Source organism: Avibacterium paragallinarum, assembly GCF_011765605.1.
Lineage (GTDB): Bacteria > Pseudomonadota > Gammaproteobacteria > Enterobacterales > Pasteurellaceae > Avibacterium > Avibacterium paragallinarum.
In genome coordinates, this window is sequence record NZ_CP050316.1 from 633,024 (window position 1) to 647,071 (window position 14,048).

The 14,048-nt window shown below is 44.6% G+C and carries 8 protein-coding genes, 2 tRNA genes and 2 rRNA genes; 9 read left to right on the forward strand and 3 right to left on the reverse strand.

Annotated elements, in window-relative coordinates:
- Positions 1 to 16: 16 nt before the first annotated feature.
- Genes hemH through ydiJ form a run of 3 tightly spaced genes read right to left on the reverse strand, consistent with a single transcriptional unit; the run spans position 17 to position 4,496 of the window.
- Positions 17 to 988 carry a ferrochelatase gene (gene hemH / locus HBL79_RS03185; RefSeq protein ID WP_035685668.1) on the reverse strand — a complete coding sequence of 324 codons (972 nt, stop codon included), beginning with the start codon at positions 986 to 988 and terminating at the stop codon, positions 17 to 19.
- Positions 985 to 1,404 (reverse strand): hotdog fold thioesterase, encoded by a 420-nt coding sequence (locus HBL79_RS03190; RefSeq protein WP_035685666.1) that lies wholly within the window; start codon positions 1,402 to 1,404, stop codon positions 985 to 987. Before HBL79_RS03190 ends, hemH begins: the two co-directional genes overlap by 4 nt.
- A 5-nt stretch (positions 1,405 to 1,409) precedes the next feature.
- Positions 1,410 to 4,496 carry a D-2-hydroxyglutarate dehydrogenase YdiJ gene (ydiJ, locus tag HBL79_RS03195; protein ID WP_046097411.1) on the reverse strand — a complete coding sequence of 1,029 codons (3,087 nt, stop codon included), beginning with the start codon at positions 4,494 to 4,496 and terminating at the stop codon, positions 1,410 to 1,412.
- 415 nt (positions 4,497 to 4,911) lie between these two features.
- Here ydiJ and ompA point away from each other — a divergent pair, with 415 nt between their 5' ends.
- The 9 genes from ompA (at position 4,912) to HBL79_RS03240 (ending at position 13,971) form a co-directional block, all read left to right on the forward strand.
- Complete coding sequence (ompA, locus tag HBL79_RS03200) at positions 4,912 to 5,946, forward strand: porin OmpA (protein ID WP_046097410.1); 1,035 nt, start codon at positions 4,912 to 4,914, stop codon at positions 5,944 to 5,946.
- 98 nt (positions 5,947 to 6,044) lie between these two features.
- Entirely contained in the window at positions 6,045 to 6,623 is a 579-nt protein-coding gene (locus HBL79_RS03205; protein WP_046097409.1) for a LemA family protein, read from the forward strand.
- A gap of 15 nt (positions 6,624 to 6,638) precedes the next feature.
- The gene (locus HBL79_RS03210) at positions 6,639 to 7,082 is read left to right on the forward strand and encodes a TPM domain-containing protein (protein WP_046097408.1); all 444 of its coding nucleotides are present in this window, start codon (positions 6,639 to 6,641) and stop codon (positions 7,080 to 7,082) included.
- A complete protein-coding gene (locus HBL79_RS03215) occupies positions 7,075 to 7,839 on the forward strand; it encodes a TPM domain-containing protein (protein ID WP_046097407.1) in 765 nt (254 codons plus the stop codon). Before HBL79_RS03210 ends, HBL79_RS03215 begins: the two co-directional genes overlap by 8 nt.
- 83 nt (positions 7,840 to 7,922) lie before the next feature.
- Positions 7,923 to 8,261, forward strand: coding sequence for a Grx4 family monothiol glutaredoxin (gene grxD / locus HBL79_RS03220; RefSeq protein WP_035685646.1), 339 nt, complete (start codon positions 7,923 to 7,925; stop codon positions 8,259 to 8,261).
- 548 nt (positions 8,262 to 8,809) lie between these two features.
- A 16S ribosomal RNA gene (locus tag HBL79_RS03225) occupies positions 8,810 to 10,345 on the forward strand.
- A 110-nt stretch (positions 10,346 to 10,455) separates the two neighbouring features.
- Positions 10,456 to 10,532 (forward strand) — tRNA-Ile (locus HBL79_RS03230).
- Between the two features lie 30 nt (positions 10,533 to 10,562).
- A tRNA-Ala gene (locus HBL79_RS03235) sits at positions 10,563 to 10,638 on the forward strand.
- Between the two features lie 313 nt (positions 10,639 to 10,951).
- Positions 10,952 to 13,971 (forward strand): 23S ribosomal RNA (locus HBL79_RS03240).
- The 16S and 23S rRNA genes sit together here with 2 tRNA genes alongside, the layout of an rRNA operon.
- Positions 13,972 to 14,048 lie beyond the last annotated feature (77 nt).

Consider the following 14,048-nt stretch of genomic DNA (forward strand, 5'->3'; position numbering starts at 1 on the left):
TGTAATGGGGGGCAGATTACGCTATTTTTTCTATAACCAACTTCGCTACCATTTCAATATGCTGAGGTTCAGCATTCAAAGCAGGGATATATCGGAACGATTTCCCACCATTAGCAAGAAAAATTTCGCGGTTTTCCTCTTCAATTTCTTCAAGGGTTTCTAAGCAATCGGTGGAGAAGCCGGGGCAAATCACAGCAACTTTTTCAATGCCTTGAGTTCTGGTGGCATTTTGTAAAAAATGATCGGTATAAGGCTGTAGCCACTCCTCACGTCCAAAGCGGGATTGAAAGCAAAGCTGCCATTGATTTTCCGTTAATCCTAGCTTATCTACCACAGCAAGGGTGGTTTGTTTGCAATGTTCACGGTAATAATCCCCATTTTGCTCATAACGGAGCGGAATGCCGTGGTAAGAAAACAGTAAAAATTCATCGTCTTGCCATTGGGCTTTAATGGAAGCAGTAAGGGCGTTAAGGTAATTTTCATTCAGATGATAGGAATGAATAAATTCAAACGGCACGATGCCACGAACGGATTTTAACGCGTGGGCGAAACTGTCAAATACCGCAGCGGTAGTTGTACTGCTATATTGCGGGTAGAGTGGTAGCACAATGATTTTATCCACTTGATTTTTGAGTAAATTTTGCACCGCACTTTGTATTGAAGGGTTGCCATAAGTCATTCCAATTTCTACGAGAATATTTTGTTCTCGTTCATCAAAATAATTTTGCAAGGCTTGCTTTTGTTGCTGTGCGATCACCAGCAAAGGCGAACCCTGTTTTGTCCATACACTGCGATAGGTTTCAGCGACGCGTTTGGATCGGCGAGGCAAAATCACGCCTTTTAATAGGGGCCACCATTTCCAACGAGGCAGATCCACCACGCGGGGATCGGTCAAAAACTGCCACAAATAGCGAGAAATTGCCTGTGGCTCAGGGGCATCTGGCGTGCCTAAGTTGGCGAGGATAACGCCAATTTTATTTGTTTTCATTGAGTAATCACACTTAAGGTCAATTTTGCGAAACAGCATAGTCTATCGGCTTGATCTTTAATGTCAATCTGCCAGAATTGGGTAGTTTTGCCAAGACGAATTGGCGTGGCTCTTGCGGTAACGCTCCCTTCACGCACAGGGCGGAGGTGGCTGGCATTGATGTCTAACCCTACAACGGCTTGATTTTCTTCTACACAGCAAAAGCCTGCCATTGAGCCAACGGTTTCCGCCAGTGCAGCGGAAATTCCGCCGTGCAAAAAGCCCATTGGTTGGGTGGTGCGGTGATCCACTGGCATTGTGGCTTCTAGCCAATCTTCTCCTTGGGCGGTAAATTGAATGCCTAAATGCCCAACAGCACATTGGGCGTTGAATTGATTAAGTTGTTCTAAAGTAAAGGTTTTTTTCCAAATTTTCATCATTTTTAGCTCAATAAGGTGAGTAACGCCTGCACGGGGTGTTTTGGTTGCCATTTGGCAAAACGTTTTATTTGACTACGGCAAGAATACCCTGTGGCAAGACATTGTTCGGGGTTTTTGCCGTGAAGTTTTTTTGCCCAAGAACTGGCATAGATAGCCTTAGACATCTCAAGGTGTTGCGTTTCGTGTCCAAATGTCCCTGCCATACCGCAGCAGCCCACGTTTTCCACCTGTAAGCTTTGCCCAAAATGGGAGAAGATTTCTTGCCATTCTTTCGGGCTGTTCGGTAAGCCTGTGGCTTCGGTGCAGTGAGGGAAGAGGTACCAATCTGAAAAAGTGCGGTCATTTTTCACCGCACTTTTTACGGCTTGGCTGAAATGCGCGGACGGAAGCTGATTTTTCAGCCATTGGTGAGCGGTTAGCACTTGGAAATCACCGCGTTCATCGCCTAAAATCTCACGATATTCATCACGATAAGAAAGCACAATGGCAGGATCAATCCCCACTAACGGCAAGCCAAGTTTTGCCATTCGATTTAAAAATGTCGCTTGGTTCTTCGCAGTTTTGGCAAAGCGACTTAGGAAGCCTTTAATATGTTGTGCTTTGCCATTGGGCTTGAACGGCAACAAAATAGAGCGATAGCCGAGTTTTTGCGTTAGTGCGACAAAATCTGCTACCACTTTGGCATCATAATAAGAGGTGAAAGGATCTTGCACGATCAGCAACATTTTGTCTTTTTCTCGCTCATTGAGGCGTTCCAGTTGCTCTAAGGAAAGCCCTTGATAATTCAGCTCAACCAGCTGTTGTTGCAAATTTGGCTGGCTTAATCGCGGTAAATCCACCATTCCCAAGCATTTTTTCGCGATGGGCTGTGTGATTTTTGCCGCAGTGAAAAAGTTAAAAAATTGCGGGGCTTTTGCCATATAAGGGGCGACCAGTTCGACATTCGATACCACATAATCTTTTATTGGGCGAGGGTAGCGTTGGTGATAGAAATGTAAAAATTTCGCACGGAAACTCGGCACGTCAATTTTAATCGGGCATTGACTGGCACAGGCTTTGCACGAAAGGCAAGTATCCATCGCCGCTTTCACTTCGTGAGAAAAATCATACTCGCCACGATATTTGCCCACGCTGGCACGAAATTTTTCAACTAAATCAGACAGTTTCATTTTCTGCTTGCGGAAATCCAGTTGCCCAGGGGAAACCTTTTGATTAGCGAGTAAACGCAACCATTCACGCACCATCGCAGCCCGTCCTTTCGGTGAGAAAAGGCGATTTTTGCTTACTTTCATTGACGGACACATCGTGCTATGCACATCAAAATTAAAGCATAATCCATTACCATTACAGTTCATTGCCCCTGCAAATTCCTGCTTCATTTGCACGGGGATTTGCCTGTCTTGATCTGCTCGCATTGGCGATAAGATAGAATAGAGCGATTGGCTACTTTCAAGTGCGGTGCAAATTTTGCCCGGATTTAAGCGGTTTTGTGGATCAAACAGGGTTTTGATGTAACGCAATTCTTGCCAGAGTTCAGGAGTGAAAAAGGTTTCGCCATATTGCGAACGCATTCCCTTACCGTGTTCGCCCCAAATCAAGCCGCCATATTTATGGGTGAGTTCTGCCACTTGATCGGAAATTTGTTTGAATAATTTCACTTGTTCAATATCGCATAAATCAAGGGCTGGACGAACGTGCAATACGCCCGCATCAACGTGGCCGAACATTCCGTATTCTAACTGGTGAGCGTCTAACAAAGCGCGAAACTCGCTGATGTAATCCGCCAAATGTTCAGGCGGGACGCAAGTATCTTCCACAAACGGAATCGGCTTCGCTGCCCCTTTTGCATTGCCAAGCAAGCCCACCGCTTTTTTTCGCATCGCATAAATGCGTTCAATGGAAGGCAGATCGGTGCAGACTTGATAGCCGATGATGTCATCTTGCTGTTGAGCGATTTTTTCATCGAGCTGGGTGCAAAGGCGAGCCACTTGTTTTTCAATCATTGATTTGCTATTGCCCGCATATTCCACAATATTTAAGCCTAAAATTGGGTTCTCCGCGTCTTCAGTTAAAAGATCTTGGACAGAGTGCCAAATAATATCTTGCTTGGCGAGGTCTAGCACTTTGCTATCTACGGTTTCCACCGAAAGGGCGTTGGCTTTCAGCATAAAAGGGGCGTTTCTCAACGCGGCATCGAAAGAGCGGTATTTAATATTTATTAACGTGCGGTGTTGCGGAATCGGGGTGAGGTTTAATGTAGCTTCGCAAATAAAGGCAAGCGACCCCTCTGATCCCGTGAGGATACGAGATAAATTAAACGCGGTTTCTTCATTATTAAAGACATTCTTTAGATCATAGCCCGTTAAGAAGCGGTTAAGTTGCGGCAAATCACGCAAAATAACTTCGCGTTTTTCTTTACAACGTTGAAAAATTTGCTGATGGAGTGTTTTGCTGCGTTTTGATAGAGGCTGTTGCTGGAGAGATTGTTCAAAATTTTCTGTGCTTAATGGTTGAGTGTCAATCACATCGCCATCTATTAGTACCGCACGCAATCCTAAAACGTGATTGGAGGTTTTTCCATAGCGTAACGAGCCTTGTCCTGAGGCATCGGTGTTAATCATTCCGCCTAAGGTGGCTCGATTGCTGGTGGATAATTCAGGCGAGAAAAATAAGCCATAAGGTTTAAGAAATTGATTGAGTTGATCTTTCACTACGCCCGCTTGCACTTTGACCCAGCGTTCTTTTACGTTGAGTTCAAGAATTTGTGTCATATGGCGGGATAAATCCACAATAATATTGTTATTGACCGATTGTCCGTTTGTCCCCGTGCCACCACCGCGAGGGGTAAAAGTTAAACTTTGATATTTCTCTCGTTGGGCAAGTTTGGTTAAACGAACCACATCAGCAAGGGTTTTAGGGAATAAAATTGCCTGCGGGAGTTGTTGATAGACACTATTATCAGTGGCAAGCGATAAGCGATCGGCATAATTTGAAGCAATATCGCCTTCAAAATGTTGTTGTTTAAGTTTTTCTAGATAGTCAGATACTAAAGGGGATATTTGTGGAATATTTATTAAACGTGGTAGCATCTTATTACTTACTCTATTAGGGTTAATTGAATAATGAACAGGATTCTAGCATATTGTGATTATTCTTTCATTGCAATAAATGCTTCCTTTTATTTTGGTAAAATTTGTTTAAAAATTATGCTAGTTAGCATTGTGTTCGTATGAATTATAAACAAAAAAAAGAAAAATTGTTTGATTTTCTGTTTTTTCAGGTCGATAATACGCACGCTTTGATTAGTTTTAGCCTGTAATGTAGAGGTAACTAAAAAAGTATAACTATGATAGGGGATGGGATTATTCTTTCCCCGTAGATAAGATTAAACGAAGTAATATAGTGAAGTATATTATGTATGTTTGGCATTTATTTAAGTATAGGTTTATGCTAAATAAAGCCTTTATTTTAGATTTATTGATGAAAACATAGAGGATCATCCAAATGAAAAAAACTGCAATCGCATTAGCAATCGCTGGTTTAACTGCTGCGTCAGTAGCACAAGCTGCACCACAAGCAAACACTTTCTATGCTGGTGCAAAAGCGGGCTGGGCATCTTTCCACGATGGTTTAAACCAATTTGAAGATCAAGCAAATGCACAAGGTACTTTACGTAATTCTGTTACTTATGGTGTGTTCGGTGGTTACCAAATTACTGATAACTTCGCTGTTGAGCTAGGTTATGATGACTTTGGGCGTGCTAAACTCCGTCAAGAGGGTGAAACCGTTAGAAAACATACAAATCACGGGGCTCACTTAAGCTTAAAAGCAAGTTATCCAGTGCTTGAAGGATTAGATGTTTATGCTCGCGTTGGAGCTGCGTTAATTCGTTCTGATTATAAACCAACTAAAAGAGCAGCCCCTAATGAGACGCACGAACATAGCTTAAAAGTTTCTCCAGTGTTTGCTGGTGGTTTAGAGTATAACTTACCATCATTACCAGAACTTGCATTACGTGTTGAATATCAATGGGTAAATAAAGTAGGGCGTTGGGAAAACGATGGTAGCCGTGTAGATTATACACCAAGCATCGGTTCTGTAACTGCTGGTTTATCTTACCGTTTTGGTCAAAGTGCACCAGTTGTTGAACCTAAGGTTGTTGCAAAAACATTTGCATTAAATTCAGATGTTACTTTCGCATTTGGTAAAGCAAATTTACGTCCAGAAGCACAAAATGTATTAGACGGTATTTATGGTGAAATTGCACAGTTAAAATCAGTACAAGTAGATGTTGCTGGTTATACTGACCGTATTGGTAGCGAAGCAGCCAACTTAAAATTATCACAACGTCGTGCTGACACTGTGGCTAACTACTTAGTTTCTAAAGGTGTTGCTCAAGAAGTGATTTCTTCAACGGGTTATGGTGAAGCAAACCCAGTAACTGGTGCGAAATGTGATGCGGTTAAAGGACGCAAAGCATTAATCGCTTGTTTAGCAGACGATCGTCGTGTAGAAATCTCAGTTAAAGGTAACGAGTAATTTTTTAACACGTTAATTCGTTGATAATATAGAAGACCTAAACGAAAGTTTAGGTCTTTTGTTATATCATCAAGCCAAAAAATAGAGAGGAAAAACAAATGAAAAAATGGATAATCGCGGCGGCGGTGGCTGTAGTAGTTGCCTTTACGTTAATGGGAAGTTACAACGGATTAGTGCAAGCAGAAGAAAAAATTGATGCCGTATGGGCAAATGTAGAATCACAATATCAACGCCGTGCTGATTTAATTCCAAATATTGTAAATACCGTAAAAGGGCAGGCTAATTTTGAAAAAGAAACCTTAACAGGTGTTATGGAAGCCCGTGCAAAAGCGAGCCAAACAAAAATTGATCCAAGCAATATGACAGAAGAACAGTTAGCGCAATTCCAACAACAAAATTCTGTGGGATCGGCCTTATCTCGCCTGTTAGTTACCGTAGAAAAATATCCAGATCTTAAAGCGCACGAAGGCTTTATGAATTTACAAGCTCAGTTAGAGGGAACAGAAAACCGTATTAATGTTGCACGTGATAAATTCAATGAGGCAGCGCGCGAATATAATCAAAAAATTCGTCAGTTCCCAACAAAATTGGTGGCAATGATTTTTGGCTTCAAAGAAAAACCTTATTTTAAAGCCGCAGTTGGGGCAGAAAATGCACCTGTGGTAAATTTTAACTAAAGTGCGGTTATTTCTATGGCGATTTTTTCAAAACTTCCTTTTGATAAAAAGCAAATTGAGGCGGCGATTGCCCGTCTCGAGCAACGCAGTTCCGCAGAATTGCGAGTTTACATTGAACGGCATCTTCCCAAATCACAATCCTCCGCAATTCAGCACGCATTGTCGATTTTTACGCAACTTGCAATGACCGAAACCCAAGCTCGTAATGGCGTGCTGATTTATATCGCCTATAAAGATCAGCAATGTGCGATTATTGGCGATGAGGGCATTCATCAATATGTTGGGGAAGCGTTTTGGCAGCAACAATATGCGGCGATGGTGGAAGATTTCCAGCAGAAACGCTATACACAAGGGGTTGTCAATACGATTGAGAGTATTGCACAACGTTTAACCTTGCATTTTCCAATTCAGCCCGATGATCGTAATGAACTCGATAATGAGGTGATAATCAATGATTAAACGAATGAAAAGTGCGGTCATTTTTTTCTTTGTTTTTTTCAGTTTCAGCCTGTCCGCAGCGAATTTTCCACCTCCGCCTAACCCTTTCCATTATGTGAATGATTACACGAATACGCTAATGCCATCGGAAAAACAGCTATTGGAAAATAAACTCATTGCCTATTCTAAAGAAACCAGCTCACAAATTGCGGTGGTATTGATTCCTAGCACGGGAAATTATGACATTGCACAATACAGCTTTGAGCTTGGTGATAAATGGGGCATTGGTCGTAAGCAGTTGAATAATGGCGTATTAATGCTAATTGCCGTAAAGGATCGCAAAATTTTTATCGCCACAGGACAAGGGCTAGCGGGGGCATTGCCCGATGCGTTTTTATCGCAAATTATCCGTAATGTCATTACTCCCGCATTCAAAAAAGGGCAATATATGCTGGGCATTGATCGCGGGCTGGATTACATTATTGCCGCAAGCAAAGGGGAATATGAGGCGGCAAAACAAGATGGTGAGGGGCTGGCACAATATATCCCATTATTAATGATCGCGGCGTTTGTGTTGATTGTTTTATTGGGGGAATTAGGTGGTCGCCGAACACCTTATATTAGCCCTATTAATCCTAACCGCACATCAACCTTTAATCGCCGCAATGGTGGGGGAGGATTTGGCGGTTTTGGTGGAGGTTCAGGTTTCGGCGGCAGCTCTGGGGGCGGTTTCGGAGGTGGTGGCTTCGGCGGAGGCGGAGCAGGGGGAAGCTGGTAATAGTTGATTATTTTGCTCAAGTTATTGGTATCCCTACGGGCTTATGCTACAATTCGCCCACTTAATGATAAACGAGGATAATTATGGAAACTTTAGAACGTATTAAAAAACAAATTGCTGAAAACCCTATTCTAATTTATATGAAAGGCTCACCAAAATTCCCTTCTTGTGGGTTTTCTGCAAGAGCGGTAGAAGCCTTAATGAATTGTAAAGTGCCTTTTGGTTATGTGGATATTTTACAAAATCCCGACATTCGTGCCGAACTTCCCGCTTATGCAAATTGGCCAACTTTCCCACAATTATGGGTTGAGGGCGAGTTAATTGGCGGTTGCGATATTATTTTAGAAATGTATCAACAAGGCGAGTTGCAAACGCTACTTGCAGAGGTCGCAGAACGTCATAAAAGTGGAATAAATAACTAATTTTTATAATGAGTTGATGCAGTTTTGCTAGTTGATTAAAGGTTTAGATAGAAAATCTAAACCTTTTTTCATACCAGCTTGAAATTATTGCTTATTTCTTCTAAAAAATATGGGATATTTTATATTTTCATTATAAGCTCTTTTCTATTTTCTCAATGACTTTATATAGCATAAAAAGTGCGGTACAAAAACCACCCCAAATTTAGACCGCACTTTACATTTCTTCACCAAAAATTGCCTAACAAAACCGCAAGGCGTTGAGAGAATAACCAAACAACAAAAAAGTGAAAAATTTTTGCAAAAAGGGGTTGCGTCGATTTTAAAAATCCCTATAATACGCCGCACACAACGACGCGACGTTGTAGAAAAATGAAAATACACCTCGCGTCGTTGTTTTTTGCTCTTTAACAATCAATCAGACAATCTGTGTGGGCACTTGTTGATTCTGGAAAAATTTAAAAGATTTAGAACAATTAGTGCTTAACTGAAATTCATCGTGATTTTAAATGAAATCACAGAGCTTTGTTAGTGTACGAATTGAGAAGATTAAACTGAAGAGTTTGATCATGGCTCAGATTGAACGCTGGCGGCAGGCTTAACACATGCAAGTCGAACGGTAACGGGTTGAAAGCTTGCTTTCAATGCTGACGAGTGGCGGACGGGTGAGTAATGCTTGGGAATCTGGCTTATGGAGGGGGATAACCATTGGAAACGATGGCTAATACCGCGTATTATCGGGAGATGAAAGGGTGCGAAAGCACCTGCCATAAGATGAGCCCAAGTGGGATTAGGTAGTTGGTGGGGTAAAGGCCTACCAAGCCTGCGATCTCTAGCTGGTCTGAGAGGATGGCCAGCCACACTGGGACTGAGACACGGCCCAGACTCCTACGGGAGGCAGCAGTGGGGAATATTGCGCAATGGGGGGAACCCTGACGCAGCCATGCCGCGTGAATGAAGAAGGCCTTCGGGTTGTAAAGTTCTTTCGGTGGTGAGGAAGGTTGTGATGTGAATAGCATCATGATTTGACGTTAGCCACAGAAGAAGCACCGGCTAACTCCGTGCCAGCAGCCGCGGTAATACGGAGGGTGCGAGCGTTAATCGGAATAACTGGGCGTAAAGGGCACGCAGGCGGTAAATTAAGTGAGATGTGAAATCCCCGAGCTTAACTTGGGAATTGCATTTCAGACTGGTTTACTAGAGTACTTTAGGGAGGGGTAGAATTCCACGTGTAGCGGTGAAATGCGTAGAGATGTGGAGGAATACCGAAGGCGAAGGCAGCCCCTTGGGAAGCTACTGACGCTCATGTGCGAAAGCGTGGGGAGCAAACAGGATTAGATACCCTGGTAGTCCACGCTGTAAACGCTGTCGATTTGGGGATTGGGCTTTAAGCTTGGTGCCCGTAGCTAACGTGATAAATCGACCGCCTGGGGAGTACGGCCGCAAGGTTAAAACTCAAATGAATTGACGGGGGCCCGCACAAGCGGTGGAGCATGTGGTTTAATTCGATGCAACGCGAAGAACCTTACCTACTCTTGACATCCTAAGAAGAACTCAGAGATGAGTTTGTGCCTTCGGGAACTTAGAGACAGGTGCTGCATGGCTGTCGTCAGCTCGTGTTGTGAAATGTTGGGTTAAGTCCCGCAACGAGCGCAACCCTTATCCTTTGTTGCCAGCACTTCGGGTGGGAACTCAAAGGAGACTGCCAGTGATAAACTGGAGGAAGGTGGGGATGACGTCAAGTCATCATGGCCCTTACGAGTAGGGCTACACACGTGCTACAATGGTGCATACAGAGGGAAGCGAGCCTGCGAGGGGGAGCGAATCTCAGAAAGTGCATCTAAGTCCGGATTGGAGTCTGCAACTCGACTCCATGAAGTCGGAATCGCTAGTAATCGCGAATCAGAATGTCGCGGTGAATACGTTCCCGGGCCTTGTACACACCGCCCGTCACACCATGGGAGTGGGTTGTACCAGAAGTAGATAGCTTAACCTTCGGGAGGGCGTTTACCACGGTATGATTCATGACTGGGGTGAAGTCGTAACAAGGTAACCGTAGGGGAACCTGCGGTTGGATCACCTCCTTACCTAATAGAATAGATGAGTGCTCACACAGATTGTCGTGATGGTTGTTAGACAATAAGAAGCGAATGAAAAAAGACGGTAAAAACTGACCGCACTTTTGATAAATCCTTATGGGTCTGTAGCTCAGGTGGTTAGAGCGCACCCCTGATAAGGGTGAGGTCGGTGGTTCAAGTCCACTCAGACCCACCACTCGAGCGAGTGACATAGGGATTAATGATTGGGGATATAGCTCAGCTGGGAGAGCGCCTGCCTTGCACGCAGGAGGTCAGCGGTTCGATCCCGCTTATCTCCACCAAATCATTAGTAAGTTCTTTTAGATTAATCACCTTTATCCCCTTAAACATCTAAACCTAGTTTAGGGAATAGAGTGAAAGGAAAGTAGAAAGAATTTAGTAATGATAAGACGCAAAGCGTCATTATCGAATTTGCTCTTTAATAATGTAAAAACAAGCTGAAAACTGAAGAGACTTTCAAGCTAATGAGGAAGTGGAATAAAAACTGCTTTCTGATTAAATTGAAAAAGTCTGAGTAAAAGACTTACTTGAACAAAAGCAAGTAAGCGTTCTCAACGAGAGAACAACTTCGGGGAAAAATCCTTGAGGTTGTATAGTTAAGTGAGAAAGCGTACAGGGTGGATGCCTTGGCAATCAGAGGCGAAGAAGGACGTGCTAATCTGCGAAAAGCGTGGGTGAGTTGATAAGAAGCGTTTAACCCACGATGTCCGAATGGGGAAACCCGATAGGCGAAGAGCCTATCATTACGAGGTGAATAAAATAGCCTCGTAAGGCGAACCGGGAGAACTGAAACATCTAAGTACCCCGAGGAAAAGAAATCAACCGAGATTCTGTGAGTAGCGGCGAGCGAAAGCGGAGGAGCCAGTAAGTAATAGCAGCAGAGATAGAGGAATTGTCTGGGAAGGCAAGCGACACAGGGTGATAGCCCCGTACTTAAAATCCAGGCTGTGGTACTAAGCTTACGAGAAGTAGGGCGGGACACGAGGAATCCTGTCTGAAGATGGGGGGACCATCCTCCAAGGCTAAATACTCCTGATTGACCGATAGTGAACCAGTACTGTGAAGGAAAGGCGAAAAGAACCCCGGTGAGGGGAGTGAAATAGAACCTGAAACCCTGTACGTACAAGCAGTGGGAGCCCCATCACTCAAACACATTGAGTGTTGGAAGAGGCAAAAAGCACCAAAAATAACACCGCACTTTAAAGTGTAGGGTACGACGAGCGAAGCGAGTCAAACCCAAAAATAGCAGTGTGATTGAGTGATGGGGTGACTGCGTACCTTTTGTATAATGGGTCAGCGACTTATATTTTGTAGCGAGGTTAACTGAATAAGGGAGCCGAAGGGAAACCGAGTCTTAACTGGGCGGTGAGTTGCAAGGTATAGACCCGAAACCCGGTGATCTAGCCATGGGCAGGTTGAAGGTTGGGTAACACTAACTGGAGGACCGAACCGACTAATGTTGAAAAATTAGCGGATGACCTGTGGCTGGGGGTGAAAGGCCAATCAAACCGGGAGATAGCTGGTTCTCCCCGAAATCTATTTAGGTAGAGCCTTGTGTGAATACCTTTGGGGGTAGAGCACTGTTTCGGCTAGGGGCCCATCCCGGGTTACCAAACCGATGCAAACTCCGAATACCAAAGAGTAATGCACAGGAGACACACGGCGGGTGCTAACGTCCGTCGTGGAGAGGGAAACAACCCAGACCGCCAGCTAAGGTCCCAAAATCTATATTAAGTGGGAAACGAAGTGGGAAGGCTTAGACAGCTAGGATGTTGGCTTAGAAGCAGCCACCATTTAAAGAAAGCGTAATAGCTCACTAGTCGAGTCGGCCTGCGCGGAAGATGTAACGGGGCTAAAATATAGTACCGAAGCTGCGGCATCAGTAGCAATACTGTTGGGTAGGGGAGCGTTGTGTAAGCGGAAGAAGGTGATTTGAGAAGATTGCTGGACGTATCACAAGTGCGAATGCTGACATAAGTAACGATAAAACGGGTGAAAAACCCGTTCGCCGGAAGACCAAGGGTTCCTGTCCAACGTTAATCGGGGCAGGGTGAGTCGGCCCCTAAGGCGAGGCTGAAAAGCGTAGTCGATGGGAAACGGGTTAATATTCCCGTACTTGGTAAAGCTGCGATGTGGGGACGGAGAAGGTTAGGTTATCGACCTGTTGGAGATGGTCGTTTAAGTTGGTAGGTGGGTGAGTTAGGCAAATCCGGCTCACCGTTAACACTGAGAGATGATGACGAGGCACTAAGGTGCTGAAGTAACTGATACCACACTTCCAGGAAAAGCCACTAAGCTTCAGGCTTTACTAAACCGTACTGAAAACCGACACAGGTGGTCAGGTAGAGAATACTCAGGCACTTGAGAGAACTCGGGTGAAGGAACTAGGCAAAATAGCACCGTAACTTCGGGAGAAGGTGCGCCGGCGTAGATTGTAGTGACTTGCTCACGAAGGTTGAACCGGTCGAAGATACCAGCTGGCTGCAACTGTTTATTAAAAACACAGCACTCTGCAAACACGAAAGTGGACGTATAGGGTGTGATGCCTGCCCGGTGCTGGAAGGTTAATTGATGGTGTAATCGAAAGAGAAGCTCCTGATCGAAGCCCCAGTAAACGGCGGCCGTAACTATAACGGTCCTAAGGTAGCGAAATTCCTTGTCGGGTAAGTTCCGACCTGCACGAATGGCATAATGATGGCCAGGCTGTCTCCACCCGAGACTCAGTGAAATTGAAATCGCCGTGAAGATGCGGTGTACCCGCGGCTAGACGGAAAGACCCCGTGAACCTTTACTATAGCTTGACACTGAACCTTGAATTTTGATGTGTAGGATAGGTGGGAGACTATGAAGCGGTAACGCCAGTTATCGTGGAGTCGTTGTTGAAATACCACCCTTTAACGTTTGATGTTCTAACGAAGTGCCTGAAACGGGTACTCGGACAGTGTCTGGTGGGTAGTTTGACTGGGGCGGTCTCCTCCCAAAGCGTAACGGAGGAGCACGAAGGTTTGCTAATGACGGTCGGACATCGTCAGGTTAGTGCAATGGTATAAGCAAGCTTAACTGCGAGACAGACAAGTCGAGCAGGTGCGAAAGCAGGTCATAGTGATCCGGTGGTTCTGAATGGAAGGGCCATCGCTCAACGGATAAAAGGTACTCCGGGGATAACAGGCTGATACCGCCCAAGAGTTCATATCGACGGCGGTGTTTGGCACCTCGATGTCGGCTCATCACATCCTGGGGCTGAAGTAGGTCCCAAGGGTATGGCTGTTCGCCATTTAAAGTGGTACGCGAGCTGGGTTTAGAACGTCGTGAGACAGTTCGGTCCCTATCTGCCGTGGGCGTTGGAGAATTGAGAGGGGCTGCTCCTAGTACGAGAGGACCGGAGTGGACGCATCACTGGTGTACCAGTTGTCTCGCCAGAGGCATTGCTGGGTAGCTAAATGCGGAAGAGATAAGTGCTGAAAGCATCTAAGCACGAAACTTGCCTTGAGATGAGTTCTCCCAGTCTATAAGACTGTAAGGGTTGTTGGAGACTACGACGTAGATAGGCTGGGTGTGTAAGCGGTGTGAGCCGTTGAGCTAACCAGTACTAATTGCCCGAGAGGCTTAACTATACAACGCTCAAGGGTTTTGGCTTGTTTTTGTTAAAGAAGTGAAGAACGAATAGAAAAGAGAAAGAAATTAAAAGAAA